Here is a 25,876-nt window from a genome sequence, read left to right as displayed (position 1 = left end):
ACAGCGTGTTAGATTCGGCGCCATGGGGAAAACGGACGATTTTCACGACATGTACATAGCTGCCTGGAACGAGGGGATGGCAACTGGGGATGCCACACCCGTCTACGCGTTCCTGGCACCGAAATACCACGGGTGGGTAGGGCAGGACGCCACATCCATTTCCGAGTTTGAGACTGCCGAAGCAAAGGACGGATTCGCGCAGGTAGTCCGGGGAATGCAGGGATCCACCGTCCATGCCAGCCACCGCACCGTGGGGATGCGCGGCGAGGATGAAGCCGTGGTCTTTTACGAGATGAGCTACCGCAGGGACTCACAGGTCATCGCCCGGGCGCTGCTGATGGAATCTTGGCGGAGGGTCTCCGGAAGCTGGAAACTCCACCGGGACATTACCGAACTGAATGCGCCGGTCCTGGAACCGGATATTCCCTCAGCTGAATCCATTGGTGTAATCCATCAGGAGGCTTAGCATTGAAGCGAACGGGAGGCGTAAGGGCCTCCCCGGCTGGAAGGGAGGTGATCCGTGTCTGTATTTGACGGGCTCAAAGGCAAGGCCGGAGAGCTGAAGGACAGGGCCACCGAGCTTGTGGGCGAGAACGCCGACAAGATCAAGGGCGGCATCGACCATGCGGGGAACTTTGTTGACCAGAAGACCGGCGGCAAGTACTCCGACAAAATCGATGGCTTCCAGGCCAAGGCCTCTGAAGCGGTAGAGAACATCGACCGCAACCAGGGACCGGGCAAGGGACCCGAAACCGGACAGACTCCTCCGGCCGTATAAGTCTCAGAGCACGGCAGAAGGTCCTGGTCCCGCTTTTCGCGGGATCAGGACCTTCGTCGTTTAAGCACCGGCTGCGGCTGCTTCGACTGGGCTTTTGGCTAGGATGCCTCGCCGGTCTGGCCTTCGCGGGCCAGCGCCGTCAGGCGGGAGACGGCACGGAAATACTTCTTCATGTAGCCGCCGGCCATCATTTCCTTGGTGAAGAGCTGGTCGAAGGGAACGCCGCTGGCAAGGATCGGAACGTCTTTGTCATAAAGGCGGTCGGCCAGGACCACAAAGCGCAGCGCCACGGACTGCTCCGAGATGGTGTGCACGTTGTGCCAGGCCACAGCGTCGATTCCGTCGATCAGCTGGCGGTAGCGGCTGGGGTGCACGTCGGCCAGGTGGGCCACCAGGTCGGCGAAGTCGTCCTCGGCTACGGTCTTTCCGTCGAACTCCGCGGCGATCCGGTCAGCCAGGCCGGCGTCGTCGAGCGGCGGCGGTGACTCCGGCAGGCCGCGGTGGCGGTAATCTTCGCCGTCGATCCGTACGACGTCGAACTGGTCCGCCAGTACCTGGATCTCGCGCTGGAAGTCGACGGCCGCAAAGCGGCCCTCACCCAGGGAACCGGGCAGGGTGTTGGACGTCGCCGCGAGCTTGACGCCGGCGTCGGACAGTTCCCGCATGAGGCGGGACATCAGGACCGTGTCTCCGGGATCGTCGAGTTCGAATTCGTCGATGCAGACCAGCTTGTAGGTCGAGAGGGCCTCAACCGTCTTGCGGAAAGACAGCGCGCCCACGAGGTTGGTGTACTCCACGAAGGTACCGAAGGCCTTAGGCCCCTCCACCGCGTGGAAAAGTGAGGCGAGCAGGTGGGTCTTGCCCACACCGAAGCCGCCGTCGAGGTAGAACCCGGCCTTCGTCTCAGGCTTCTTCGCGCCGAACAGCTTGCGGAAGCCGCTCGGGGCGGGAGTATCAACGTTCTGGGCGAAGGCACGCATCGCGGCGACTGCCTCGGCCTGCGAGGGCTGTGCCGGATCCGGAATGTAGCTGTCGAAGGAGACTTCTCCGAACCTGGGCGAGGGGAAGAAGCCCTGCAGGAGTTCGTCCGTGGAAACCTGGGGAGTCCGCTTTGTCAGCTGCTCCACTTGTCCTGCTGCGCCCAAACTATCCATCCGATTCTGCTAGGGGTACCGGCATTTGCTGCCGTAGCAACGATACGCCACTGCGGCGGATGAGTGGTCCCCAAGGAAGTTTTAGGACGTACAGATCGTTAGGCTTGGTAGTAAACCTGCCGCCTGACCCAAAGGGGAACATCCATGCCGCTGCCCGCAGATCCGAATCCGAAGTTCGCCGAGTACGCCCATCCGGAAAAGCTCGTGTCCACCGAATGGCTGGCCGCGAACCTGGATTCACCGGACCTGGTGGTGCTGGAGTCCAACGAGGACATCCTGCTCTACGACACCGGCCACATCCCCGGAGCCCGCAAGATCGACTGGCACACAGACCTGAACGACGCCGATACCCGGGATTTCGTCGACGGCGCAGCTTTCGCCAAACTCATGGGCGAAAAGGGCGTGAGCCGCGATTCGACCGTGGTGATCTACGGCGACAAGAGCAACTGGTGGGCTGCCTACGCCCTCTGGGTGTTCACCCTGTTCGGCCACGAAGACGTCCGGCTGCTCGACGGCGGCCGTGACAAGTGGATCGCCGAAGGCCGCGAGATCACCACAGACAAGCCTCTGGTCACCGCCGTCGACTATCCCGTTGTCGAACGCAATGATGCGCCCATCCGCGCCTACCTGCCCGATGTCCTGGCCCATCTTGGTACCGGACCGCTGATCGACGTCCGCTCCCCCGCCGAGTACTCCGGCGAACGGACGCACATGCCGAATTACATGGACGAAGGTGCCATGAAGGGCGGGCACATCCCGACTGCCGTGTCCGTACCCTGGGGCAAAGCCGCAGCCGAGGACGGCACGTTCCGCGACCGCCGGGAACTGCAGGATCTCTACGGCGGCGAAGCGGGCCTGAAGGAGGGGGACGACGTCGTCGCCTACTGCCGGATCGGTGAGCGTTCCAGCCATACTTGGTTTGTACTCAAGCACCTCCTCGGTTTCGATTCGGTGCGCAACTACGACGGGTCCTGGACGGAGTGGGGCAACGCAGTACGCGTTCCGATCGTCCGGGGCACCGAACCGGGTCCCGCGCCGGCCCGGCGATAGATCGCTACCTGCACTCCTCAACCGAAAGTAACTGGTTTTATGAGCACCGCTGTTCCTTCCTCCGCTGATTCGGCCGTTCCGGCCGCCCTTCAAGAGATTATTGACGATTTTCAGGCCATGGCTGAGCCGGAGAGGCTTGAGCTGCTGCTTGAGTTCTCCCGGTCGCTTCCGGCTCTTCCGGCCCGCCTGGCGGACCACCCGGAAATGCTGGAGCAGGTTGTCGAATGCCAGTCCCCGCTGTTCCTGACGGTCGAGGTTGCCGACGGTCCCGAGCATGCCGTTGAGCTGTTCTTCTCGGCTCCGCCTGAAGCGCCCACCACGCGCGGCTTTGCCGGTGTGCTGCACGAGGGCCTGAACGGGCTTTCCGCTGCCGAGATTCTGGCAGTCCCGGCCGATGTGCCGGACCGGCTGGGGCTGACCCGGGCGATCACTCCGCTGCGGATGCGCGGCATGTCGGCCATGCTGGGCCGGATCAAGCGGAAGGTCGCAGAGCTGGCAAACGCCGGGTCCTCTGACGCTTCCGCCGCCGGACTGGGGAGGTAAGGCGATGGCCGGCAGCAGCAGGAAAAGCGGGCACGGCGCGACGCCGGCCACCCATGCCCTGGATGCTGCCGGCGTCGCCTACCGGACCATGAGCTACCACCACGACGCGTCCACCCCGTCCTATGGGCTTGAGGCAGCCGAGAAGCTCGGGGTCGCGGCGGAAGCAGTCTTCAAGACACTCATGGTGTCGCTGGAGAACCGCCTTGCGGTAGCTATGGTTCCCGTTGCTGCCATGCTCGACCTGAAGAAGGTCGCGTCCATGCTGGGGGTGCGGAAGGTCTCCCTTGCCGACCGTGCGGAGGCAGAACGGCGTACCGGCTACGTGGTGGGCGGCATCTCACCGCTGGGGCAGCGCCACCACTCCCCCGCGGTTATTGATGCCAGCGCAGAACTGCTGGACTCCATCTACGTCTCCGGCGGCCGCCGCGGGTTCGAGATCGAGCTCTCCCCTTTCGACCTGATCCGCCTCACGGAAGCGCAGACCGGGCCGATCGCGGTGTACAGGGACTAACTGCGGATTTTCCGGACGAACTGTACGGTCCGCTCCTGCAGGCGCCGTGCACGCTCGGCCTTGACGAGTTCGGGGTCGGGGTGGATCGGATCCGGCTTTGGCTCGGAGCGGACGTTCTGTGCGCAGGAGAAGTTGCTGTGGATCAGCGTTCCCACCGAGTTGCCGTTCTTTCCGGCGGGCCCTGCCTTGGGCGCAACAAACATAAACACGTCGTCGTCGCTTTCCAGGTCCTCACAGAGGGCGCAGAGTGCTTTCTTGCTGGCCGAGACCAGTTCGGGGGCGCGGAGCAGGACAGTGGTGGTTTTGCCGTCCACATCCAGGACCAGATAGGCGCGCTGGGGCATTTTGTGGTCCCGCCAGCCGTATTGGTCAATGTTCTCCCAGTCGATCGAATCGAAGTCGGAGGGGAAGTTCACTGCCGCGGTCTGGGACCGGCTGGCGTTGATGAAGGACTTGCGGATGGCAGCTTGGGTCAGGGCTTTCATGTAACAGGCTTTCGTTTCGGGTTGCTCAGGGAGCGCTGGTGCAGGCTGCCGTACAGGTGGTGTGGCACGGGCTGCCAGCCCGCTATTGGGGGCTGAACCTGCAATTGGTGGTGTGCGGGCTAGGAGCGTGCCGCACAGCAGGGCCCGAAGCCCACCAGCCCTTCCGCTGCACTTCCGCAGACGGTTACCGAAACGATCATGGGAAAAGCTTACAGGTCCCGCCTAGCCAGCTGTGATCGCTGCCCCCGGCAACGGAGGCGCCGAGGAGGTGTAGGCGTGGCCGGTAGGCGTGGTGATTCGGACTGTGTGTCGGCGTGGCGTCTTGCCGGGGCGGGACAGGGCCGGTGCGGCTGTAGCTGTTGCTGAGCAGCTGCCTCGTCCCGGAAAACCTGAAGGTTGTTCGCTTGCACTGTGTTCGCTGGCACTGATGTCGCCCCAGCTGACAGCGGTTGCGTTCCAGCCGGGTGCCTCTTTGGCCTGGTTGCAGGCTTCGCAGAGTCCCTGCCCATTGGCGTAGCTGGTGGGTCCGCCGTCGGCGCGGGGCTGGATGTGGTCGATATGCCGGATCGGTGCATCGCACCAAGGGGTGCGGCAGGTCTGGTCCCGCGTGCGGATCATCCGTGCAAGTCCGGCGGGGAAAGCCCGGGCCTTGGACTCCATGGCAGCCAGTTCTCCGGAGTCCGGATCAAGATACAGGCGGCGCAGGCTAACCAAGGACGGATGCTCCGGCGCAGGTGCCCCGCTGGAGATTTCCGCTTTCGGCAACCCTGATGTGTCCCGAAACGGGTGGCTGGATGAACCTTCATCTGGTGGTGAAGTCTCCTTGCCTGCTCCGGTCCCAATTCCTAGTCCGGAGCGGATCACTTCCCTCGCCCACGCACCGGGGACGATCCCGTACCCAGGGAAATACGCCGGTGTATCGGGTCCGGTCGCCGGTGTACCCGGAACACGGTCCGCACCGGTTTGGCACTGAGGGAACAGGACGCCAGAGAGCAGGGTCCGGTCCGTGATCACGAGCTGCACCTCGACCGGTACCCGGTCCGCAGTGTCCTGACCGGTGACGCGTTCGACGAGGGTGTCGGCCATGATCTGTCCCCGGCCGCGTTCATCCCCGGAGGCACGCAGGGAATCCGCTGCCCGGGACAGTGCCGCATACACCGCCACTCCCTGGGCCACCGGCAGCAGACCGGTCAGGTAGGACATGGTGTCCGGCGCCGGACGGCAGGAAACATACCGGTCGGACACGGCTTTGGCGTTGCGGCGGACCTGGGACGCAGGATCAATGGCCTGGGTGATGGAGCGGATCCGGGCAATCAGCCTGCGGTCGCCAACACCTTCCAGGGAGGCAGGGTCCTTGCAGATCAGCTCATCGACCCGGCGCCGGTCCTCCACATCGAGGCAGGCGGTTTCCCGGACCAGCAGTGTGGCCCGCCATTCACTGAGCACTCCGGAAGACAGGGCCGCCAGGGTGTGGGGCATTTCGTTGGACAGTGCCTTGCCAAAACCCAGGTGCCGGCTTCCCCGGTGCGGGGAATCGCGCCTGGCCAGGGCTACCTGCGCTCCGACGCCGCGGCCAAGATGCTCAGCCGGAACACCGGCACGGGACTGCGCCCGGCGCTGGGAGGTATCAAACGCTGCCGCTGCCCGGGCCTGCACCGCTGCAGCAGCAGACTTCAGCTCCTCCAACACCCGCATCAAATCAATGAGCTGCGGGTCCGCCGTTTCTGAAAGGTCGGCATCTGCGAGCGCGGTGGAGAAGGCCCTAACCTTCTCGGATGAAAGCGATGCCCGGGAGACGGTGCTCGAGGAATCTCCGCTGAATCCAAGTCCCCGGGCAGCACGGTCGCAGCCAGCACTCGGGCCATCAGAACTCAAGACACCTGGACTCGGGCCAGCAGGACTTACCGTGAATGATTCGAACATGTGTTCGAGTCTATGAGCTGAATGTGCACTCCGACAGACGGAAACCTACGGGTTCCATTACCCGTTTCGTCCCCTGCGATTCCCCCTCCCCTCCCGCAGGCGTGACCTCGCGCCTCAATGGGAGAGTGTCCACCAGAGCTGGGGATAATGCCTGGGACCAACGGCCGGCACTGGAACTGTGGAGGACGGGAAAACCGACAAGATGCATACCGGCCCTGTGACCCCAGTCTGGCACGGGGATGCTCGGCGCGCTCGACCCATCCAGGCACGGTCCGACCAAGGTTAATGGCTAGTCGCAACGAGGCGAACCTGGGCACAATCCGGCTCGGCCCCGCCGCTAATCCTTCCTAGGCTGCAACCGGGCACTGTCACCGCCCAGCTCACCTAACTTCACTCAGGCACTCAGTACCCAGGCACTCAGGCACCCAGGCACCCGAACTTCAACAGCTCACCCAACCACCCAGCTAACCAACTCCATGCACAGCCGCGGACGCCCGGTATCCCTTCCCGACACGCCAGGCCCCACTAAACGCCGCCACGGCCATAAAGCAAAGAACCGGAAGGACCTCCCACCCAATAGGCACAAACGACGTCCAGGCATACGCAGCGAGGGCCATCACGCCGGTGGCCGACGTCAGGGTGTCCCGCGTACGAACTGCCAGTGCCAGGAGCGCCATGCCATACACCCCGCTGAACGTCACGCTGCCGAGCAGAAGCGACATGAACAGAGCAGCAAACCCAAGCAGGGCCAGTGCACCGCGCTGCCGGCGCGCGTTCAGACTGCTCTCCAGACGAGCGACGAAGAAGTACGCGCAGAAGATCAGCAACGCAGGCACCAGCAACGGCAGAATGACGCGAAGCGGATACAACGCCCCGGGCAGGACCGCTGACAGGTCAACCGGAGCCCACAGCGGCCTAAAGACGCCGTTGCCGCTCAGTTCATGAAGCAGTGCCAGCACCGCGCCTGTACCCACTGCACACATCAGCCAGGCGCCCGCAGCAGCATCGGCAGCCCTTCCAGCCTCTTCGGAGTCAGCGGCCAACGCTCCGCCATCCGCCCCGGCAGCTGTCCCTGCCGGCGGCATCGCTCCCGCTGATGTTCCACTCACAGGTCCCGCCCCCACCAGTTCCCCCTGTTGATCCCCCGAAAGTCCCACATGTGCATGCGGACTCCCGGACACGCTCATTACCAGGCGCAATCTAGCACGGGCTGTCCTCAGGCCCGACGGCGGCGCCAGGGGGGGCGCCAGTGAGCGGTGGGCCGGCAAGGGGGTTGCGGAGGAAACCTGCGCGCCTCAAATCCCCGCAATAAGGAACACCAGCGCCAAAAACGCCGGAACGGCCTGGATGAGCGCAGGCCGGAGCATGCGGCGGTCCTTCACCAGCAGCACAACACCGGCCAGCATCATCGACACGGCAGCGAACCCGATCAGCGAAGCACCCACAGGGATGTTCCCCCTGGCCAGAAGGAGAACTCCCACGACTGCGCCCATGGCAAGGAATAGGTTGTAGAAACCCTGGTTATAGGCGAGCGCCTGGGTGTGGGCTGCCTGTTCTGCGTCCGGGATCCGGAACAGCTCCATGGTTGCCGGGGCAGTCCACCTGATGGACTCCAGCACAAAGATGTAGACGTGGATGGCAGCGGCAATAAGCGCGAAGACCGATGCAGCTACGAGCATGGTTCCTCCTACCGGTGTCGGAGAACCCTTCCGGCTTCCCTCATGCTCGCATCCGGCATCGGCCGCCACAATGAGGCGCCGCAAACCCGGTTCAGGCGCTGCAAATCCCGCTGCCCCAGCGGAGAACCGCCAGGCCCAGCGGTGCTCCCCTGCCTAGCGGTGCTCCCCTGCCTAGCGGTGCTCCCCTGCCTAGCGGTGCTCCCCTGCCTAGCGGTGCTCCCCTGCCTAGCGGTGCTCCCCGGGCCGCCGGGTCCGGCCCAGCGCGGTCTGCAGCCATCCTGCAACGGCCTCTTCCCAGCGCACGGGGTCGGTGTTGTATTCGCGGGTATGTCCACCGTCGGGGAAACGCACGAATGTCACGAGATCCGGGTTCTTTTCGGCGAGGTCGGCAGACGGTCCCACCGGAACAAACTCGTCCCTCTCGCTGTGCACGATCAGCACCGGTGTGCGGATCTCCTCGGCACGGGCAACCCAGTCCATGCTCTTCAGGTCCAGCGGAGCAGCAAGTCCGGTCAGCGTCCGCCCGGCTGCGTTGGAAATCAGCCACTGCCCGAGCCGGCCTACCTGTGCGGGGATCCGGTTCAACCGGGCGTGATGGGCCAGAACCTCCACCCAGTTCACCACCGGACCGTCCAGCACCAGTGCCCGGATGTGCCGGCCCAGCGGGGACTTGTCAGCGGTCTGCAAGGCAATCGCTCCGCCCATGGACCACCCAAACAGGACAACGTCCCGCGCACCGTGGTCCAGGGCATAGCGGATGGCTGCTTCGACGTCGCGCCATTCGGTCAGGCCCAGGCCGTAGCGGCCGTCCGAGGTGTAGGGCGCTTCGCCGTCGTTCCGGTAGGAAATCAGCAGGCTCGTCATGCCGGCACTGCGGGCGGCACCGAGTCCCCGGATCGTCTCCGTGCGCTGGGCTCCCCTGCCGTGCACCATGATGGCCCAGGTGTCCGTTGCATCCAGCGAGCGCACCAGCCACGCGGGAGCCTTGCCGTTCTCGACGTCGATCTCCACGTCTTCCTGCGGGAAACCGGCGTCCGACGGGGTGGGATGGATAGTCCCGGACCACCAGCCCCGTACGGCGGTGGCCAGGTCCCCTGAGTAGACACGTTCGACGTCGCGCTGCACTGTCCCTTCGCGGGGAACGTAGGAGCGGATGGCTCCGATCCGTGCGTAGCCGGTGCCGCCGTCGAAATACAGGCCGTAGGAGCCCTCAGCCGTGGTGTCGGCATTAGCCGGAAGGATGACCTGCTGTCCCTCGGGGGTATCGATCACAGCGAGGATTTCGAGATTCTCATCCCGGGCACGGCGCGGCGTGACAATCTGCCGGGCGAAATACACGGCCAGGCCGGACGTCGCGGCCAGGACGGCAGTCGAGGCTGCCATTCCCATGCCGGCGCCAAAGGCGGTCCATTTCACCCAGGACGCGGTCTGGGCTGAGACGGCCTGTGCGGGCGCTGCGGAAGCTGAGAGTTGCATGCCTACATTGTGACTGACTTTGCCGCAGGGGCGGAAAACCCGTGCCGCAGCTGGTCCTTCTCACCCGACGGGCGCTGAAGCTAGGCTGGCGGGATGAATCCGACGATCGTGGTGCTCACCGAAGAACCCCTGAACGAAGCAGATGCCCGTAACCTGGGCTACCTCGCTGAAAACAATCCCGTCCGCTTTGAGGTCCTGGTTCCGTCCGATCCGGGGCGGAACATGCTCGTGGACGTCTTGGATAACCTCAGCCTCCTCGATTTCGCTGCGGCGTACCGGAACATTGCGGGGCCGCATCCGACCGCGAAGCAGGAAGTAAAAGCAGCCGAACAGGAACTGGCCGAGTCCCTGGACCTGCTGCGCGGGCTGGGGTTCGACGCCGACGGCAGGGTTACCGGCGAGAACCCGGTGCAGGCGGTGGTGGAGGAGGCCAAGAACTCCAGCGCCCAGCAGGTCGTCGTGATCACGACACCGCACGCCGTCGAGGACACGTTCCGCACCGACTGGGCCAATGAAGCACAGGAACGGCTCGGAGTGCCGGTCCTCCACCTGTACTCCGGCTCGAGCTTCATCGGAGGTTCGTAGCTGGCGGCACGCGAAATTATTGCAGCCCCTGGAACGTTGAGGCGGTTATGAGCGATACAGGAATCAACGCAAGCAAGCCTGAAGGCGCAGCCGGGGTCCAAGTCCCCGTCCAGAAGTCCGACGACGAGTGGCGCAGCGAACTCACGCCGGCCGAGTACCAGGTCCTCCGCAAGGCCGGAACAGAACGTCCGTACACCGGGGAGTACTGGGACACGAAGACTGAGGGCGTCTACGCCTGCCGTGCCTGCGGTGCGGAACTGTTCACCAGCAACGAGAAGTTCGACTCCCACTGCGGGTGGCCGTCCTTCTTCGCACCGCTGGCAGAAGGAAAGGTCCGCTACCTGCACGACCGTTCCATGGGGATGGACCGCATCGAGGTGCGCTGCGCCAACTGCGACTCCCACATGGGCCACCTCTTCGAAGGCGAGGGATTCAACACCCCCACCGACCAGCGCTTCTGCATCAACTCGATTTCCATCAAGCTTGTCCCCAAGGACACCGGCGGGAACTGACGCCCGGACGGGCACTTGCTGCCCTGCCATTGTGCGCCCCTGCAGCCCGCCGTACGCTCGAATGACGGTCAAACACGTTTTCGGACCAGCGTACGGCGGGCTTTTGCGTCCGGTGCGGAGGCCCCAAGACCCCGAGATGCGGCCCAGCCTTCGCCAAGAGGCAGCAGCCAAGGAGGAGTAAACCGTCCGGCACAACGCTCGAGCGCATGCCAATCCTTGGGAGGTGCATGAGACATGGCGCGGCCAACCATCCTGGATCGGTTCCGGCCGGTCGGGGCACCCGGTCCCTCCGGACCGGTAGGAGTGCCCTCAGCGGACGATGAAGGAACCGCAGCCGAACTGCTCCCGGTTTTCGAAGCATTGAAGCCCGACGTCGAAGCGGCGCGGCAGCTCCTTGAAGCGGCCGGGGAACAGGCACGCACCGTCCTCGCCGGTGCCCGTCGCCAGGCGGACGCCGACGTCGCCCAGGCCCGGCTGGATTCCGGTGCGGTCCGGGCGCGGGCCGCCGAACAGGTCTCGCAGGCGGCTGCGGTACGTGACCAGGAACGCCTGGACCAGGCCCGGCAACGCGCGGCCAGCATCTCGGAGGGCGCAGCGGGCCGGATCACCCAGCTGGCCGAAAGGATCGCCGCCTCCGTGGTCCAGGACTACCTGGGCCCGGACGCCGCACCGAGGCAGGGCCCATGAGGTCCGACTGGGTGGCGGCGACGGTCCGGGCCAAAGCGATGGCGCGGCGGCGTGCCGGGGCGGGCCTGTGCCGCGAAGCTGCGGCGCAGCCCAGCCTCGATCAGGCCCTGGAAGTACTGAGCAGCACCTCATATGCGGCGGACCTGGCAGGAGCCAGGGACCTGGCCGCAGCCCAGGACGCGACCCGCCGCAGCGTGCTGTGGCAGCTGCGGGTCCTGGCAGGCTGGGTCCCTGTCTCGGGGGCACGCATGGTCCATGCGGCCGGAGCCGCGTTTGAACTGGTGAACATCCTGCTCCTCGCCCGCCGCCTCGCGGAGTCCACCGACCAGTCCGCCGGCGAGGACGGCGCCCGGGAGCTCCACCGCAGTGTTCCGCTTCCCGAATATTTCGAACTCGGCGGACTGGCGACCGCCTGGCCGCGGCTTTCCGCTGCCGGCTCGACAGCGGAGCTTGCGGAGCTGCTCCGGACCAGCCCCTGGGGCAATCCCGGCAGCCCGGACACGATGGCCGATACCCTGACGGCCGTCTGGCTCCGCAGGCTGGCCGCTGCTGTTCCGCAGGCGCGGAGCTGGGCCGTCGCCGAAGCGGCGCTGCTCGCAGCCCGCCGGATACTGGTCCCGCAGGCAACGGGAACCGGAAACATGCCGGAGATCCCGGACCGGCTGGGCATGCTGCTGCAGCCCCTGATTGGGGGCACCTGGTCCACGGCGGACGACGTCGCGTCCTTCCGTGCCGCCCTTCCGGCGGCAGCCGCTCCGGTACTGGACGGCGTCGAGGACCCCACTGGGCTCTGGCGCGCCGAAGCGGCCCTGCAGGTCCGGGTCGAGGGAGACGCCTTCCGTCTGCTGAGGTCGGGGCTGCCCGGCCCAGACACCGCAGTGGGAGCCGTAGCTGTCCTGGCCGTCGATGCGTGGCGGATGCGGGCTGCGCTCGCGGCCGCGTCCGCAGGAGGAGGCAGCGAGGTGCTCGATGCCGTGGCGTGAAACCCTCAGCCCGGTCCGGATGGAACGGGTAGCCGTCATAACCCCCACCGAGAGAAGGCGGGAGGCCCTCACCGAAGTCGCGCGCAGCTCCGCCGTCGAACTGGACCTGCCCTACACCCCGGGCAACGGTCCGGAGGAACTGGACCGGGCAGCGGAAGCTGCCGTGGAAAACGGCCCGGTGTCCGGACTGGTCGGGTGGACGCCGGCACGGCGGCTGCGCGAACTGCAGGGGACGCTGGCACCCCTGGGAGCCGGAGTTGTTCCGCTGAAGACCCCCCGGGGCGTGCAGCCCCCCACGCTGCTGACCGGCAACGAGAGGCGCCCCCGGCAGGCACCCAGGCTGTCACGGCTCCTGGTGGACACGTACACCACTGTTCCGTACGCGGACCTGGATCCGGCCCGGCTGGCCGGGCTGGCGTACGTGGTCATGTTCGGGATGATGTTCGGCGACGCCGGCCAGGGCCTGCTGCTGGTCCTCTTTGGGCTGCTCGTGCGCTCCGGCCTGGTCCCGGCACTGCGGAGATTCCAGCGCACATGGCTCTTCATTTTCGGGGCAGGGATGGCCGCTGTGTTCTTCGGCATCCTTTACGGAGAATTCTTCGGGCCCACCCACGTCATTCCGGTGCTCTGGCTCGAACCCGTGGAGAATCCCATCCCGCTGCTCATCGCAGCGCTGATTTTCGGTGCCGTGCTGCTCGCAGGCGCGTACACCGTCGGCACCATCAACCGTGTCCGGGAAGGGGGCTGGGCGTATGCCCTCTACGCCCGCAGCGGGCTTGCCGGAGCCATGCTGTTCCTGGCCGTGGGACTCCTGGCTGGCGGGCTCCTGGCCGGGATACCCGCCATGGTCATTGCCGCCGCCGTGCTGGCCGGGCTGGCCCTGGTGCTGATTTTCATCGGGCTCTTCGTGGAAGCCGGAGGCGGTGCCACCGGCGGCGTGCAGGCTTCCGTGGAGCTGGTGGACACGGTCATCCAGCTCGGCTCGAACCTGGTTTCCTTTACCCGTCTGGCGGCCTTCGGCCTCACCCACGCAGCGCTGATGTCCATTGTCTGGCAGGGCACGACGGCGCTGTGGCACCCGGACTGGCGTGCCGTCCTCGCCGTATTGGTCTTCCTTATCGGCAACGCCATCACCTTCGCGCTGGAAGGCCTGGTCGCCGGCATCCAGGCACTGCGGCTGGAGTACTACGAACTTTTTTCCCGCGTCTTCACGGAGGAAGGACGGCCCTTCAAACCGTGGAGCCCTGAATTGCCGGAGTCCGCTGACCCCGGTCCATCCTCCGAGCCGCCCGCTGTTCCCCACCCCGAAAGGCAAACGCCATGAATCCCTGGTTTGCCGGAATACCACTGGCACTCATCGTTACCGTCCTGCTGGCCGGAGGAGCACTGTATGTCCTGCGCCGCCGGCAGCGCGCCGGCATCAAGGTCATGCTCGGGGTCAATGCCCTGATCATGGCCGGTGCGCTGGCCCTGCTGGCCGCAGCCTTCGCGGCTGCCCCGGCCTCCGCCTCGGGTGGCTCCGCGGAAGCAGCGGTTTCCATGGCCACCGACGGCAGTGACAGTTCCGGTGCGGCCCTGATCGGGGCGGCCATCGCCGTCGCCGGTTCCTCTATCGGGGCGGCCATCGCCGTCGCGTACACGGGTTCGGCTGCGCTGGCTGCCATGAGTGAACGGCCGGAGATCTTCGGCCGGGCCATGGTGGTGGTAGGCCTCGCCGAAGGCATCGCCATCTACGGACTGATTATCTCGATCATCCTGATTGGACAGGCATGACGTCCCCGGCTGCCGGCGTCGTGGCGGCCCTGGGGGAACCGGAGGTGCTGGCAGGCTATGAGCTCGCCGGGGCACGGCTGCACGCCGCCCGCACGCCCGTGGAAGCAAGACTGGCCTGGGAGCACCTGCCCGAGGACACCGCCGTCGTCCTCCTGACACCCCCCTGCGCTGCCGCCCTTGCCGGACTCCTTGACGATCCGGACCGCCCGCTGACGATCACGCTGCCCTCATGAGCGCCCTGCCGCGCAGCGCCGGACCCGCGCTGGAACCTGTCCGCGAAGCCATTCGGCGGGACGCGGAGGAACGTGCACGGGAGATCGTGGACACGGCCACCCGGCAGGCAGGGGACATCCGCGGACGGGCGCGGGAGGAAGCGGACAGTATCCGCAGCCGTTCAGACGCCGCCGGCCGTGACGCCGCCCGCACCGAGGCAGCGCTCCGCTCGGCACGCCTGCGCCGGAGGGCAGGCGGAATCGTCCTCTCGCAGGAAGAGGAGCTGCGCGAACAGCTGCGCTCCGAGGTCCTTGCGGAGATGGAACAGCTGCGCAGCGACCCGCGGTATCCGCGGCTTCTCGATGCCCTGCGGGACCAGGCACGGACACTGCTCGGCCGGCAGGCGCAGCTGGAAGAAGCTCCGGAAGGCGGAATCATCGGCAGGCTTGGTTCGCGGAGCGTCAATCTTTCACTTCCGGCGCTCGCGGACGCGGCGCTGGAACGGCACGCCGGGGAGGTGCGCACCCTGTGGCAGAACTGAATCCTGAGGATCACGGCAGGGACACCGGACCCCAGACCGCGCGGGTACGGCGCGTCAGCGGACCGCTGGTTGAAGTCAGCGGTCTCCCGAACGTGTCCATGCTCGAACTGGTCTCCCTGGGCCCCTCCCGGATATCAGCCGAGACAATTGCCATCAACGGCACCGAAGCCACCCTGCAGGCCTATGAATACACCGGCGGGCTGAAGGCCGGCGATGCGGCGGTGGGCACCGGGTACCAGCTTTCCGCACTGCTGGGACCCGGCCTGCTGGGACAAGTGTTCGACGGGCTGCTGCGCCCGCTTTCCTCCGCCCCGATGTGGCTGACGGCGGACCGGGAAGCATCGGCTGAAGACCGCCTGGTCCTGGACCGGGAATGGACATTCGAGCCGCGGGCAGTGGTTGGGGATACGGTCGCTGCCGGAGCCGTGCTGGGAACTGTTCCCGGAGCGGGCAGCGTGGAGTACCGCGTCACTGTTCCCCCGGGGACTTCGGGCGAGGTGAGCTTCCTGGCCTCCGGTCAGCTGCGACCTCTGGACCGCGTGGCGGTGGTGGGCGGACAGGATGTCCCGCTCTCCCAGCGCTGGCCGGTGCACCGGCCGCGCCCGGTTGCCTCCCGGCTCTCCGACACGGTCCCCATGCACACCGGCCAGCGCGTGCTGGACCTGATGTATCCGCTGCCGCGGGGATCGGCTGCGGCCGTCCCGGGCGGATTCGGTACCGGGAAGACGCTGCTGCTGCAGCAGATCGCCAAATGGTCCGACGCCGACGTGATCATCTATGTGGGCTGCGGCGAGCGCGGCAACGAAATGGCCGACGTGCTGGACGGCCTGAGCCATCTGGAGGACCCGCGCACCGGCGGCGCACTGCTGGACAGGACGGTGATCATCGCCAATACGTCCAACATGCCGATGATGGCGCGCGAAGCCAGCATCAACACCGGAGTCACCGTCGCCGAATTCTTCCGGGACATGGGATACCACGCGGTGGTCATCGCCGATTCCACCTCACGCTGGGCCGAGGCGCTGCGCGAGTTCGCCAACCGCAACGGGGATCTTCCGGCGGAGGAAGGCTATCCTGCCTCACTGGCCTCGGAGCTTGCGGCGTTCTACGAGCGGGCGTCGCTGGCTACCACCCTGGGCGGGGCGACCGCGTCAGTGACCGTCATCGGCGCCGTCTCACCCCCGGGAGGCGACATGAGCGAACCCGTCACCACCGGGACCCAGCGCTTCGTCCGTTCGCTGTGGCAGCTGGACCGGGACCTGGCCTACTCCCGGCACTACCCTGCGGTCAGCTGGCGGGGTTCCTTCTCCCGGGATGCCGAGTCCCTGGGCCGCTGGCACGCCGCCAACGGCGACCCGGAATGGGCCGGTCGCCGTGCCCGGGCCGCCCTGGTGCTCGCCGAAGCTGACCGGCTTTCAGCGCTCGCGGAAATCATCGGTGCCGCTTCCCTGCCGGGGCACGAGCAAATGATCCTGCTGGGCGGGCGTCTGCTGCGCGACGGCGTGCTGGTGCAGAACGCCCTGAGCGCCAATGACGGCTACTGCTCCGCCGCCAAGGGGGCGGCCCTGCTGCAGGCGGTGCTGGACACGATCGATGCCTGCCAGCAGCTGGTGGCTTCCGGGGTGCCTGCCTCCAGCGTGGACAGCTACGACTTCTCTCCCCTGCTGCGCCTGCGTGAAGCGGCGGGACCTGACGACGCCGCCGGCGTCAGCGAGCGCGCCGGAGCCTTCCTGGCCGGACTGAAGGAGCTGCAATGAACCCGGACCCCCGGAACCTTGTCTCCTACAGCGACGTGCGTGAGCTGCGCGGGCCGCTGATGATCCTCGGCGAGACCCAGGGGGTGGGCTGGGATGAGTTCGCCACAGTGGAGGTCGACGGCGGCGAAGAACGGCACGGACTCGTCCTGGAAATCGACGGTGAGGAAACTGTCCTCCAAGTCCTGGAAGGAACGGGCGGGCTGCAGCCGGGCGGCATCTCGGTGCGGTTCCAGGGAAAACCGCTGCACATCCCGGTGGGTCCGCAGTGGCTGGGGCGGGTGTGCAACGGCCGCGGGGTGCCGCTCGACGGCGGGCCGCCCGTCACGTCGGAAACCTCCGAGCCCGTGAGCGGCTGGCCGCTGAATCCCGTGTACCGGATACCCCCGCAGGAAGCCGTCATCACAGGGGTGTCCGCTATCGATGCCCTCACCACCCTGGTCCGCGGCCAGAAGCTGCCCATCTTCTCCGTCCCCGGCCTGCCGCACCTGACCCTGGCGACGCAGATTGCGGCGCAGTCACGCACCGGCGGGCGGAACTTCCGGGTGGTTTTCGCCGCGATGGGCATGACCCACGCGGACATCGCCTACGTCAGGGACCGGCTGGAGGAGCGCTCCGCCGCCGGAGAACTGGTGCTGCTGCTGAACGCCGCCGATGATCCCGTGATTGAGCGCATCCTCACTCCCCGGATCGCGCTGAGCATCGCCGAGCACCTGGCCTATGAGGAGGGCAGCGACGTGCTGGTGGTCATGAGTGACATGACCAGCTACGCCGAGGCCGTGCGTGAAGTCTCCGCGGCGCGCAAGGAGATCCCTGCCCGCCGGGGTTATCCCGGTTACCTCTACAGCGACCTGGCAACCCTGTACGAACGCTGCGGCCGGGTCCAGGGACGCGAAGGATCGGTCACCGTGGTGCCGGTGCTGACCATGCCCTCGGGAGATATGACCCACCCGGTACCTGACCTGACCGGGTATATCACCGAAGGGCAGATCGTCCTTTCCCCCGACATCGACGCCCGCGGCATCTATCCCCCGGTGGATGTGCTCTCTTCCCTGTCCCGGCTGATGCGGTCCGGTGCGGGCAAGGGACGGACCCGGGAAGACCACCTGGACGTGGCGGCACAGGTGCTGGCCGCGATGGCCCGTGCCCGGCAGGCCTCCGAGCTGGCCGAGCTCGTGGGGCAGGCAGCGCTGGGTGAAGCTGACCGCGCCTACATTGAGTTCCGCTCCGTGGTGGAGGAGAAGCTGCTGAACCAGGGCCGCGACGAATACCGTTCGCTGGAAGACACCCTGTCCATAGCCTGGACGGCGCTGGCAGTTCTTCCGCGGCGTGAGCTGAGCATGCTCTCCCCCGAACTGCTGGACCGCTACCTGCCCGGACCGGTCGGCGGTGCCCGGCTGTGAGCGGCTCGGGCCGGGCTGCACGGGCCGAAGTGGAGCGCAGGCTCGAAACTGCCCGCCGCGGCGCGGAACTCCTGGACCGCAAGCAGCAGATCCTGCGCATCGCGATCAGCAACCGGCAGGAAAAAGCGGAACAGAGCAGGCTGGCGTGGGAACATGCGGCCCGGAACGCAGCGCTGTGGCTGTCCCGCACCCTGGCCATGGACGGGCTGGGGCGCATGCACGGGGCCGTTCCGGATTCGTATGCCGCAGCCGGCATCGTCTGGGGAGGCGCGATGGGAATCCGCTACCCCGAGGGCGCCTCGGTCACCCTGCCTGCGCAGGTCCCTCCCGCAGGATCCTCAGCGCTCGCCTATGCTGCCGCATCGCATCGGGAAGCGCTCGCCGCTGCCGTGGTCCACGCCGCTGACGCGCGGGCGCTGCTGCTGGTCACCAGGGAACTCGCCGAGACCCGCACCCGGCAGCGCGCCGTCGAGAACCGGTGGGTTCCCCGGCTCGAAGCGGAACTCGAACGCATCCAGCGCAGCCTCGCTGAACAGGAACTCGAGGAAAGCCTCCGGCTGCGCTGGGCTGCGGGGGCCGTCTAGGCGGAAATGTCTTCCCAGTCGAACGGCGTGATCTCCTGGTTCTCCCAGTCCTGCCGCAGGATGGCGTAGGCAACGGACGCCACGCGGGTGCCGTCAGCGGTGGGCCAGCCCAGGCGGTAATGCGCTTCCTTCAGGAACCCGGCACGCAGGAACGTCCTGCGCATCGCGATGTTGTCCTCACGGGTTTGCCCTTCAAACCGGACAATCTCCGGAAACCGGTCGAAGACCATGGCGCACAGTTCCTTCAGCACCTGGACGCCCATGCCGCGGCCACGGAATTCCTCCGCCAGCCGCAGGTCGAACATGGGGCTGTCCTCTTCCAGATCGTCCAGGACCACCAGGCCAATGCGTTCTGGACCGTTGTCGATCCAGAACCCGATTGATTCCCCGCTCCAGAAACGTCCTTCCTCCACGAGCTTCCTGGCTGACTCCTCGGAATGGGCCGGCATAACGTGGAAGGGGAAACGGTTTGAGGTCAGGAACTGCACCAGCGCGCGGGTCTCATCGCCGGACTTCACCATGGGCAGGAAACTAAAAGTCATGGCCGAAGTCTAGGAGAAGATGGGGTGTTCAGCCGAGCCGCTCGATAATCGTGACGTTCGCCTGCCCGCCGCCCTCGCACATGGTCTGCAGCCCGTAGCGGCCGCCCGTCCGTTCGAGTTCATGCAGCATCGTGGTCATGATCCGGGCTCCCGTCGCTCCGATGGGGTGCCCCAGCGAAATGCCCCCGCCGTTGACGTTGACCTTGTCCAGGTCAGCGTCGAGTTCGCGCTGCCAGGCCAGGACCACTGAGGCAAAGGCTTCGTTGATTTCGATGAGGTCCATGTCCGCCAGGGACATGCCGGTGCGCTTGAGTGCGTGGCGGGTTGCCTCGATTGGTGCGCTGAGCATCATCACCGGATCATCCCCGCGGGCGGAAATGTGGTGGATACGGGCACGCGGACGCAGGCCGTAGCGGCGGACCGCGTCCACCGAGGCCAGCAGCAGGACGGCAGCGGCGTCGGAAATCTGCGACGCAGTGGCCGCGGTGAGTTTTCCGCCTTCCCGCAGCGGGGCCAGGGATTCGATCTTCGCCCGGTCCGGGGTACGCGGGCCTTCGTCCGCACGGATCCCGGCCACAGGCAGGATCTCCCGGTCGAAGCGGCCTTCCGCCTGGGCAGCCAGCGCGCGCTCGTGGGAGGCGACGGCGAAATCTTCCATCTCGGCGCGGGACAGGTCCCATCGCTCGGCCATCATCTCGGCGCCGATGAACTGCGAGATTGGCTGTGTGCCGTACCGGGCTTCCCAGCCTGCCGAGCCGGCGAAGGGATTGGGGAAGCCCAGCTCGGCAGCCGCGGTGTTGGAATAGCCGATGGGGATGGCGGACATGTTCTGCACGCCGCCTGCCACCACCAGATCAGCCGTTCCGCTCATAACAGCCTGCGCGGCGTAGGACACCGCCTGCTGGCCGGAACCGCACTGGCGCTCCACCGTGGTTCCGGGCACGCGTTCGGAGAGTCCGGCGGCCAGCCACGCCGTGCGGGCAATGTCCATGGCCTGAGGCCCCACCTGGTCGATGGAGCCGAGGATCACTTCGTCGAACTCGTCCGATGCGATCCCGGTGCGGTGCACCGCTTCGCCGATGACCGCAGCCGCCAGGTCCGCCGGGTGGATGGTGCTCAGTCCACCGCCGCGGCGTCCCACCGGCGTGCGGATCGCGTCAACAATGAATACTTCTGCCATGGTGGCTCCCTTGCCCAATCATCCTGTGCGGCCTGTGCTGTGCACCACACTAAACCCAGCCGGGCCGCCTCCTGCCGCGGCGCGGAAAGCCGGTTTGCGATCGGCGGCTAGAATGGAAAGGCTGTTCCTTGGGCAGCGCCCCACCCACTTCCCACTCCTGAAAGCAGCGGCAGTGTCCTCACAGGTCCAGACTCCCGTCCGTGCGAGCGCCAATCCGGCAATCGGCAAGGAAGCCGCCCGCCGGCGCACCTTCGCCGTCATCTCCCACCCCGACGCCGGAAAGTCCACGCTGACCGAGGCGCTGGCCCTGCATGCCCGGGTCATTGGAACGGCGGGCGCGACGAACGGCAAGGAAAACCGCCGCGAGACGGTCTCTGACTGGATGCAGATGGAGAAGGACCGCGGCATCTCAATCAGCTCCACCGCGCTTCAGTTCGCCTACCGGGATACGGTCATCAACCTGCTGGACACCCCCGGCCACGCCGACTTCTCCGAGGACACCTACCGCGTCCTCGCCGCCGTGGACTGCGCCGTCATGCTGGTCGACGCCGCCAAGGGCCTGGAAACCCAGACCATGAAGCTCTTCGAAGTCTGCCGCTCCCGGAACCTGCCGATCATCACCGTGATCAACAAGTGGGACCGCCCCGGACTCGACCCGCTGGCCCTGATGGACGAAATCACCGAGCGCACCGGCCTGGCACCCATGCCGCTGACCTGGGCCGTTGGCATCGCCGGCGATTTCCGCGGCATCTGGGACCTGCAGAAGGACGAGTTCGTCCGCTTCACCCGGCAGAACTCCGGCGCTTCACTGGCGCTGGAAGAATACTTCACCCCCGAAGAAGCCGAAGCCGCCGAGGGCGATGCCTGGACCGATTCCCTCGGTGAGGCAGAGCTGGTCATTGACGGCCGGGAATTTGACCGGCAGGCATTCCTGGACGCGAAGGCCACGCCCATCCTGTTCTCCTCCGCTGCGCTGAACTTCGGCGTCAAGCAGATCCTGGACACGCTCGTGGACCTGGCTCCGCCCGCCGGCGCCCGCGTGGACGAAGACGGCAACTCCCGCGACGTCGACGCTCCGTTCTCCGGGTTTGTGTTCAAGGTCCAGGCCGGCATGAACAAGGCGCACCGCGACCACGTGGCCTTCATCCGCGTCTGCTCCGGCATCTTTGAACGCGGCATGGTCGTCACGCACGCGAACACCGGCAAGACCTTCGCCACCAAGTACGCCCAGCACCTGTTCGGCCGTGAGCGCGAAGTGATCGACCAGGCCTACCCGGGCGACGTCGTCGGGCTGGTTAACGCCTCTGCCCTGCGCGTGGGCGACAGCCTCTACGTCGATGAGCCGGTCCGTTACCCGCCCATCCCGTTCTTCAGCCCCGAGCATTTCCGGGTCGCCCGGTCCCAGGACCCCAGCCGGTACAAGCAGTTCCGCCGCGGCATCGACCAGCTCGAACACGAAGGCATCATCCAGGTGCTGCGCTCGGACCGCCGAGGTGACCAGGCTCCGGTGCTGGCGGCCGTCGGCCCCATGCAGTTCGAGGTCGTCGAAGACCGGATGAACCAGGACTTCAACGCCCCCATGCGCATGGAGCAGCTCTCCTACTCCATGGCCCGGCTGACTGACGCCTCCGCTGCCGAGGTGCTCAGCAACGTACACGGAGCCGAAGTCCTTCTCCGTACCGACGGGGCCTACGTGGCCGTGTTCAACGACGTCTGGGCGCTGCGCCGGGTGGAGAAGAACCACCCCGATGTTCCGCTGGCCGTGATCGGCACCGAGTCACCCAACAGCCGCGGCTACTAAGGCAGCCGGCGGGTCCTCCGCAGAAAGTTCCGGCAGGCCCTGTTCCTGTTTACCTGCGCGGCGTAGTTTTTACCCATGCAGGTAAAAGAGCCGTCCTTCACGGGTGCTGCGCGGCGGGCGCAAATCGTCGACGCCGCGCTGTCCGTCATCGCCGAACAGGGATATGACCGCGCCTCCTATGCCCGCATAGCGGAGCGGGCACAGCTCTCCAGCACCCGGCTGATCTCCTACCACTTCGCCGGCAAGGCTGACCTGATCAGCGCCTGTGCCGCCCAGGTCATCCAGCGGATCGGAGCATGGACCGGCTCTGCAGTGCATGCCGAGGAAACAGCGGCGCGTGCCCTGCAGGCCTACATCACGGCAACGGTCGGGTTCATCGACAACAACAGGTCCGACATGACTGCCCTGACCCGCATTGTGCTGGCCGGAGCATTGCAGTACACAACCGCCGACGACGCCGCGGCAGCCGCCCCGCTCGAGGACCTTCTCCGGCAGGGCCAGGAGAGCGGGGAGTTCCGCTCCTTCGATCCCGCAGTGATGGCCCACGCTGTCCAGCGCAGCATCGACGGGCTGCCCTTTGTGCTTGAGCGGGCGCCTGAAACGGACTGCGCCGCCTACGGTCGCGAGCTCGCCGAATTGTTCGAACTCGCCACACGATTCGACGCACCAGACGCCGTCTCATACTAAGAACTTCAGCCGGAAATCCATGCCGGGAGGCAGTATATGGGCAGGATCAACGCACACCGCACAGTGCCGGCCGGGACCGGTTCCGCGCGCAGGAAATCCCCGGCTGCCCGGCTCCTCCGCGCAGCCATCGAGTTCCTCATCCCGGTGGCATTGTTCTACGGCCTGCGCGCAGCAGGCATCGATGCCTATACGGCACTGCTGGCGGGAGCAGCCGTGTCCGTCGCCGGGTCACTGGTGGATCTCCTCCGTGCCCGGAAGGTTTCCCCCTTTGGCCTGTATGCCCTGACGCTGATGGTCCTGAGCACCGTGGTCTCCGTAATCCCCGGGGATGAGAGGTTCCTGCTGGCCCGCGGCGCCCTGGTCATGGGAGTCTCCGGGCTGTGGTTTCTCGTGAGTTCCGCTACCCGGCGGCCCCTGGTCTATGTGATGTCCAAGCCGGTGCTCGAAGGACGGTTCGGGTGGCCGGGGAACTGGGACCGGCTATTCACTGAACTGCCGCGCTTCCGCCGAATCTGGCGGGTGAGCAGCATTGCGTGGGGCGTCGGGCTGTGCGTGGACAGCGCCCTTCGCACCCTCATGGCCTGGAACCTCCCGGTGGACACAGTTCCGGGCCTGACGACGGCACTGACGGCAGGAACAGCGGTGATCCTGGTCGTGGCCGCCAACACCTACTACCAGGTGAGCGGCGCGGCCCGCGCCTGGTCTCCGTTTTACGCCGGAGTTGCGGTTGACCACCCGAAGGGCCGCTGGGCCAAACGCCATGCCGAGACCCGGGAAGCATAAGTATTACTTACTTGACTGCTTGATAAGGCTAAGTTTGATTGATTTCTGGCTACGCTGGGACCATCACTCACTCCCGGTTCGGGAGTCCGTGCAACTGGAAGGTCTCCGCCATGTCGTCCACCGTCTTCAGCTCCTCCGCCGTTGAACTCGCCGCTCCCGAATCCAGCGCCGCCTGGCAGCGCCTGAAGAGCGCGGCCACGCAGTTTGCGCAGTTCCAGGAACAGGATGGTTCGGTTCCCGCCGAGCACCGCACGGCTGCCGGAGCACTGCTGGAGACGGTCCGCGATGCCGTGGCCGAACTGGCCCCGGCCTTCCCCCAAGATGCCGAGTACCTGCGGCTGGTGATCAGCGACCTGGACAGCTGGCTCGAAGCCGGCCTGGGCGTGCCCGATTTCCTCGATTCACTGCTGGCCTTCCAGCCGCAGCTGGACCGCACCGACGGATTGCTCCACCTGGTGGTCTTCCCGATGTACACGCAGAACGGCTCACGGTCCCGCCTGCTGGAAGCCGTGCTGGTGGAAGTCATCTGGCCTGAGTTCATTGCCGGCCTGGAGGCTGGGGAATACTCCAACAAGCTCTTCGTTCCGATCCGGTTCCGTGACTTTACCCCGGGCTACGACACCAATTCCGCGGTGCTCTTCCCGGAAACCGTTGCTGTCCGAGAGACTCCCACCTTCACCTGGGGTGCCATCTTCGCCGACCGCGAGGCCGCCCGCTTCCGCCGGGTGCTCCGCGCCGCCGCGGAGATCACCTCGCTGGAGCTTCCCGAGGCTGCGGCGGAATTCCTGGACAACCAGGAACTCACCGAGGAGACCTTCGTGATGTGGGACCTCATTCACGACCGCACGCACATGCGCGGCGACCTTCCCTTCGATCCGTTCATGATCAAGCAGCGCATGCCGTTCTTCCTCTACTCGCTGGAAGAACTGCGCTGCGACCTGACAGCGTTCCGCGAAGCGGTAAAGATCCAGCACGACGACGACGCCGACCCCAAGGCGCGCAGCACCGCGGCACTGGTGCAGTACGCGGTGATCTTTGACCGGATCTTCCGCTTCGCCATCACCGGTTCCCGGGTGCGCAACTATGACGGCCTCGGCGGACAGCTTCTTTTTGCCTGGATGCACCAGAACCACGTACTGCACTGGACCGACGGCAAGCTGAGCATCGACTGGGACGAAGTTCCCGCCGTCGTGATCCGGCTGGGCGAGGAGATCGAGGAACTGTACTGGCGTTCCATCGACCGGCCCAAGACAGCCCACTGGCTCGCTGCGTACACTCTGATTTCAGGCACGGTGACTCCGCACCCGGCATCGCGCTGGGCCAAGGGGCCGGATGCCCTGCCGCTGGACGGCCCGCCGCGGGCGCTCACTGACCAGGTACTCGACGACGAATTCCCGCTGTCCATGTTCTACGAAGCGCTGTCGAAGAAGATGGCGCCGGTCATCGAATCCACCGCTGGAATCACAGGGAGCAGCACACTATGAGCGCAGCCGGAGCAGGGGAAGCATCCGCACTTGAGGGCCTGAGGGTCCTCGTAGCCGGAGCGTCCTCTGCCTCCGGCACCGCCGTCTGCACCGCACTGGCCCGCGCCGGAGCCCAGGTGATTGCCGTCGGCTCCAGCGCCGGACGGCTCGATGAATCCCTGGGCCTGGTTGCCGGCGTCGAGCTGCGCACCTGCGACCTCAGCCGCCCCGGCGATGTGGCGTCCCTGGCCTCCGACATGCAGGGCTACGGCGGGATCGACGGCCTCATCCACCTGGTCGGCGGCTGGCGGGGCGGGGGCACCCTCGAGGACCAGAGCGACGATGACTGGGATTTCCTGCAGCAGAACATCATGACCACGCTGCGCAACGTCAGCCGCAGCTTCGTTGGGCAGCTGGCAGCGTCCGGGCACGGGCGCCTGGCCATTGTCTCCTCCACCGCGGTGGAATCCCCGACACCGGGAAACGCAGGCTACGCCGCGGCCAAGGCTGCGGCCGAGGCCTGGGTCCATGCCATCGCCGCGCAGTTCAGCGGCCCCGGTGCCGCCGCCGTCGTCTTCGTCGTGAAGGCGCTCGTGAATGATGCCATGCGGGCGGAGCACCCGGAGCGGAAGTTCCCCGGATATACCGATGTTTCCGAGCTTGCCCGCGCTGCCACCAGCCTGTTCACTGCGCCGGCGGGACAGATCAACGGCAAGCGGATCAATCTGGTTCCGCGCGCCTAAGAACCGATTTCAGCCAAGACCCACCCTGAGAGATACTAATTTT

General features: G+C 66.3%; 29 protein-coding genes. 21 read left to right on the top strand and 8 right to left on the bottom strand.

Annotated features, from left to right (window positions below):
* The first annotated feature begins 22 nt into the window (after positions 1-22).
* Positions 23-466 carry a hypothetical protein gene (locus tag TVB01_RS04370; RefSeq protein ID WP_227917136.1) on the top strand — a complete coding sequence of 148 codons (444 nt, stop codon included), beginning with the start codon at positions 23-25 and terminating at the stop codon, positions 464-466.
* Positions 467-520: 54 nt separating this feature from the next.
* Positions 521-778, top strand: coding sequence for an antitoxin (locus TVB01_RS04365; RefSeq protein ID WP_227896908.1), 258 nt, complete (start codon positions 521-523; stop codon positions 776-778).
* Positions 779-876: 98 nt separating this feature from the next.
* Here the strand turns inward: TVB01_RS04365 and zapE are convergent, their stop codons facing one another.
* Positions 877-1,932, bottom strand: a complete 1,056-nt coding sequence (gene zapE / locus TVB01_RS04360; protein WP_422454411.1) for a cell division protein ZapE — start codon at positions 1,930-1,932, stop codon at positions 877-879.
* A gap of 144 nt (positions 1,933-2,076) precedes the next feature.
* Between zapE and TVB01_RS04355 the strand changes: the two genes are divergently transcribed.
* The 3 genes from TVB01_RS04355 to ybaK are packed head-to-tail and all read left to right on the top strand — an operon-like array spanning position 2,077 to position 4,036.
* The gene (locus TVB01_RS04355; protein ID WP_422454409.1) at positions 2,077-2,982 is read left to right on the top strand and encodes a sulfurtransferase; all 906 of its coding nucleotides are present in this window, start codon (positions 2,077-2,079) and stop codon (positions 2,980-2,982) included.
* 39 nt (positions 2,983-3,021) lie between these two features.
* Positions 3,022-3,525 carry a SufE family protein gene (locus TVB01_RS04350; RefSeq protein ID WP_422454408.1) on the top strand — a complete coding sequence of 168 codons (504 nt, stop codon included), beginning with the start codon at positions 3,022-3,024 and terminating at the stop codon, positions 3,523-3,525.
* A gap of 4 nt (positions 3,526-3,529) precedes the next feature.
* Positions 3,530-4,036, top strand: a complete 507-nt coding sequence (gene ybaK, locus TVB01_RS04345; protein ID WP_422454406.1) for a Cys-tRNA(Pro) deacylase — start codon at positions 3,530-3,532, stop codon at positions 4,034-4,036.
* Here the strand turns inward: ybaK and TVB01_RS04340 are convergent.
* The 5 genes from TVB01_RS04340 to TVB01_RS04320 all read right to left on the bottom strand — a co-directional run bounded on the left by TVB01_RS04340 (position 4,033) and on the right by TVB01_RS04320 (position 9,599).
* Positions 4,033-4,521, bottom strand: coding sequence for an FBP domain-containing protein (locus TVB01_RS04340; RefSeq protein ID WP_422454404.1), 489 nt, complete (start codon positions 4,519-4,521; stop codon positions 4,033-4,035). The genes ybaK and TVB01_RS04340 overlap by 4 nt on opposite strands.
* 222 nt (positions 4,522-4,743) lie before the next feature.
* On the bottom strand, positions 4,744-6,396 hold the full coding sequence (locus TVB01_RS04335) for an HNH endonuclease (protein ID WP_422454402.1): 1,653 nt from the start codon (positions 6,394-6,396) through the stop codon (positions 4,744-4,746).
* A 512-nt stretch (positions 6,397-6,908) separates the two neighbouring features.
* The gene (locus TVB01_RS04330; protein ID WP_422454401.1) at positions 6,909-7,553 is read right to left on the bottom strand and encodes a hypothetical protein; all 645 of its coding nucleotides are present in this window, start codon (positions 7,551-7,553) and stop codon (positions 6,909-6,911) included.
* A 186-nt stretch (positions 7,554-7,739) separates the two neighbouring features.
* Entirely contained in the window at positions 7,740-8,123 is a 384-nt protein-coding gene (locus tag TVB01_RS04325) for a DUF1304 domain-containing protein (RefSeq protein WP_422454399.1), read from the bottom strand.
* Between the two features lie 225 nt (positions 8,124-8,348).
* The gene (locus tag TVB01_RS04320) at positions 8,349-9,599 is read right to left on the bottom strand and encodes an alpha/beta hydrolase family protein (RefSeq protein ID WP_422454397.1); all 1,251 of its coding nucleotides are present in this window, start codon (positions 9,597-9,599) and stop codon (positions 8,349-8,351) included.
* A gap of 93 nt (positions 9,600-9,692) precedes the next feature.
* On the opposite strand from TVB01_RS04320, the gene TVB01_RS04315 reads away from it, so the two are divergent.
* From TVB01_RS04315 to TVB01_RS04265, 11 genes are all read left to right on the top strand, one after another.
* Entirely contained in the window at positions 9,693-10,184 is a 492-nt protein-coding gene (locus tag TVB01_RS04315; protein WP_422454396.1) for a hypothetical protein, read from the top strand.
* A 47-nt stretch (positions 10,185-10,231) separates the two neighbouring features.
* On the top strand, positions 10,232-10,696 hold the full coding sequence (msrB, locus tag TVB01_RS04310) for a peptide-methionine (R)-S-oxide reductase MsrB (protein ID WP_422454394.1): 465 nt from the start codon (positions 10,232-10,234) through the stop codon (positions 10,694-10,696).
* A gap of 234 nt (positions 10,697-10,930) precedes the next feature.
* A complete protein-coding gene (locus TVB01_RS04305) occupies positions 10,931-11,383 on the top strand; it encodes a hypothetical protein (RefSeq protein WP_422454393.1) in 453 nt (150 codons plus the stop codon).
* A complete protein-coding gene (locus tag TVB01_RS04300) occupies positions 11,380-12,366 on the top strand; it encodes a hypothetical protein (protein ID WP_422454391.1) in 987 nt (328 codons plus the stop codon). The genes TVB01_RS04305 and TVB01_RS04300 overlap by 4 nt, the downstream gene beginning before the upstream one ends.
* Complete coding sequence (locus TVB01_RS04295; protein ID WP_422454390.1) at positions 12,353-13,690, top strand: V-type ATPase 116kDa subunit family protein; 1,338 nt, start codon at positions 12,353-12,355, stop codon at positions 13,688-13,690. The genes TVB01_RS04300 and TVB01_RS04295 overlap by 14 nt, the downstream gene beginning before the upstream one ends.
* Positions 13,687-14,139 carry an ATP synthase subunit C gene (locus TVB01_RS04290; RefSeq protein WP_227896954.1) on the top strand — a complete coding sequence of 151 codons (453 nt, stop codon included), beginning with the start codon at positions 13,687-13,689 and terminating at the stop codon, positions 14,137-14,139. The genes TVB01_RS04295 and TVB01_RS04290 overlap by 4 nt, the downstream gene beginning before the upstream one ends.
* Entirely contained in the window at positions 14,136-14,372 is a 237-nt protein-coding gene (locus tag TVB01_RS04285) for a hypothetical protein (RefSeq protein WP_422454388.1), read from the top strand. Before TVB01_RS04290 ends, TVB01_RS04285 begins: the two co-directional genes overlap by 4 nt.
* Entirely contained in the window at positions 14,369-14,893 is a 525-nt protein-coding gene (locus TVB01_RS04280; protein ID WP_422454386.1) for a hypothetical protein, read from the top strand. The genes TVB01_RS04285 and TVB01_RS04280 overlap by 4 nt, the downstream gene beginning before the upstream one ends.
* The gene (locus TVB01_RS04275) at positions 14,881-16,650 is read left to right on the top strand and encodes a V-type ATP synthase subunit A (protein ID WP_422454385.1); all 1,770 of its coding nucleotides are present in this window, start codon (positions 14,881-14,883) and stop codon (positions 16,648-16,650) included. Before TVB01_RS04280 ends, TVB01_RS04275 begins: the two co-directional genes overlap by 13 nt.
* Positions 16,647-18,050 carry a V-type ATP synthase subunit B gene (locus TVB01_RS04270; protein WP_422454383.1) on the top strand — a complete coding sequence of 468 codons (1,404 nt, stop codon included), beginning with the start codon at positions 16,647-16,649 and terminating at the stop codon, positions 18,048-18,050. Before TVB01_RS04275 ends, TVB01_RS04270 begins: the two co-directional genes overlap by 4 nt.
* Positions 18,047-18,634, top strand: coding sequence for a V-type ATP synthase subunit D (locus tag TVB01_RS04265; RefSeq protein WP_422454382.1), 588 nt, complete (start codon positions 18,047-18,049; stop codon positions 18,632-18,634). The genes TVB01_RS04270 and TVB01_RS04265 overlap by 4 nt, the downstream gene beginning before the upstream one ends.
* On the opposite strand, the gene TVB01_RS04260 is transcribed toward TVB01_RS04265, so the two are convergent.
* Complete coding sequence (locus TVB01_RS04260; RefSeq protein ID WP_422454381.1) at positions 18,631-19,176, bottom strand: GNAT family N-acetyltransferase; 546 nt, start codon at positions 19,174-19,176, stop codon at positions 18,631-18,633. The two genes, TVB01_RS04265 and TVB01_RS04260, sit on opposite strands and share 4 nt — an antisense overlap.
* 28 nt (positions 19,177-19,204) lie before the next feature.
* Positions 19,205-20,356, bottom strand: a complete 1,152-nt coding sequence (locus TVB01_RS04255; RefSeq protein WP_422454380.1) for an acetyl-CoA C-acetyltransferase — start codon at positions 20,354-20,356, stop codon at positions 19,205-19,207.
* A gap of 172 nt (positions 20,357-20,528) precedes the next feature.
* Between TVB01_RS04255 and TVB01_RS04250 the strand changes: the two genes are divergently transcribed.
* The 5 genes from TVB01_RS04250 (at position 20,529) to TVB01_RS04230 (ending at position 25,833) form a co-directional block, all read left to right on the top strand.
* Positions 20,529-22,157, top strand: a complete 1,629-nt coding sequence (locus TVB01_RS04250; RefSeq protein ID WP_422454379.1) for a peptide chain release factor 3 — start codon at positions 20,529-20,531, stop codon at positions 22,155-22,157.
* 75 nt (positions 22,158-22,232) lie between these two features.
* Positions 22,233-22,844, top strand: coding sequence for a TetR/AcrR family transcriptional regulator (locus TVB01_RS04245; protein WP_422454378.1), 612 nt, complete (start codon positions 22,233-22,235; stop codon positions 22,842-22,844).
* A gap of 36 nt (positions 22,845-22,880) precedes the next feature.
* Positions 22,881-23,627: a VC0807 family protein gene (locus TVB01_RS04240; RefSeq protein ID WP_422454376.1), complete on the top strand. Its 747-nt coding sequence runs from the start codon at positions 22,881-22,883 to the stop codon at positions 23,625-23,627.
* A 110-nt stretch (positions 23,628-23,737) separates the two neighbouring features.
* Positions 23,738-25,111 carry a DUF6421 family protein gene (locus tag TVB01_RS04235; RefSeq protein WP_422454374.1) on the top strand — a complete coding sequence of 458 codons (1,374 nt, stop codon included), beginning with the start codon at positions 23,738-23,740 and terminating at the stop codon, positions 25,109-25,111.
* Complete coding sequence (locus tag TVB01_RS04230) at positions 25,108-25,833, top strand: SDR family NAD(P)-dependent oxidoreductase (protein WP_422454373.1); 726 nt, start codon at positions 25,108-25,110, stop codon at positions 25,831-25,833. The genes TVB01_RS04235 and TVB01_RS04230 overlap by 4 nt, the downstream gene beginning before the upstream one ends.
* The last annotated feature ends 43 nt before the right edge of the window (positions 25,834-25,876 follow it).

This window comes from Arthrobacter sp. 7Tela_A1 (genome assembly GCF_049311065.1).
In the GTDB taxonomy this organism is placed as follows: domain Bacteria; phylum Actinomycetota; class Actinomycetes; order Actinomycetales; family Micrococcaceae; genus Arthrobacter_B.
Note: the sequence above shows the minus strand (reverse complement) of the source record. Positions and strands in the feature narration are given on the sequence as shown.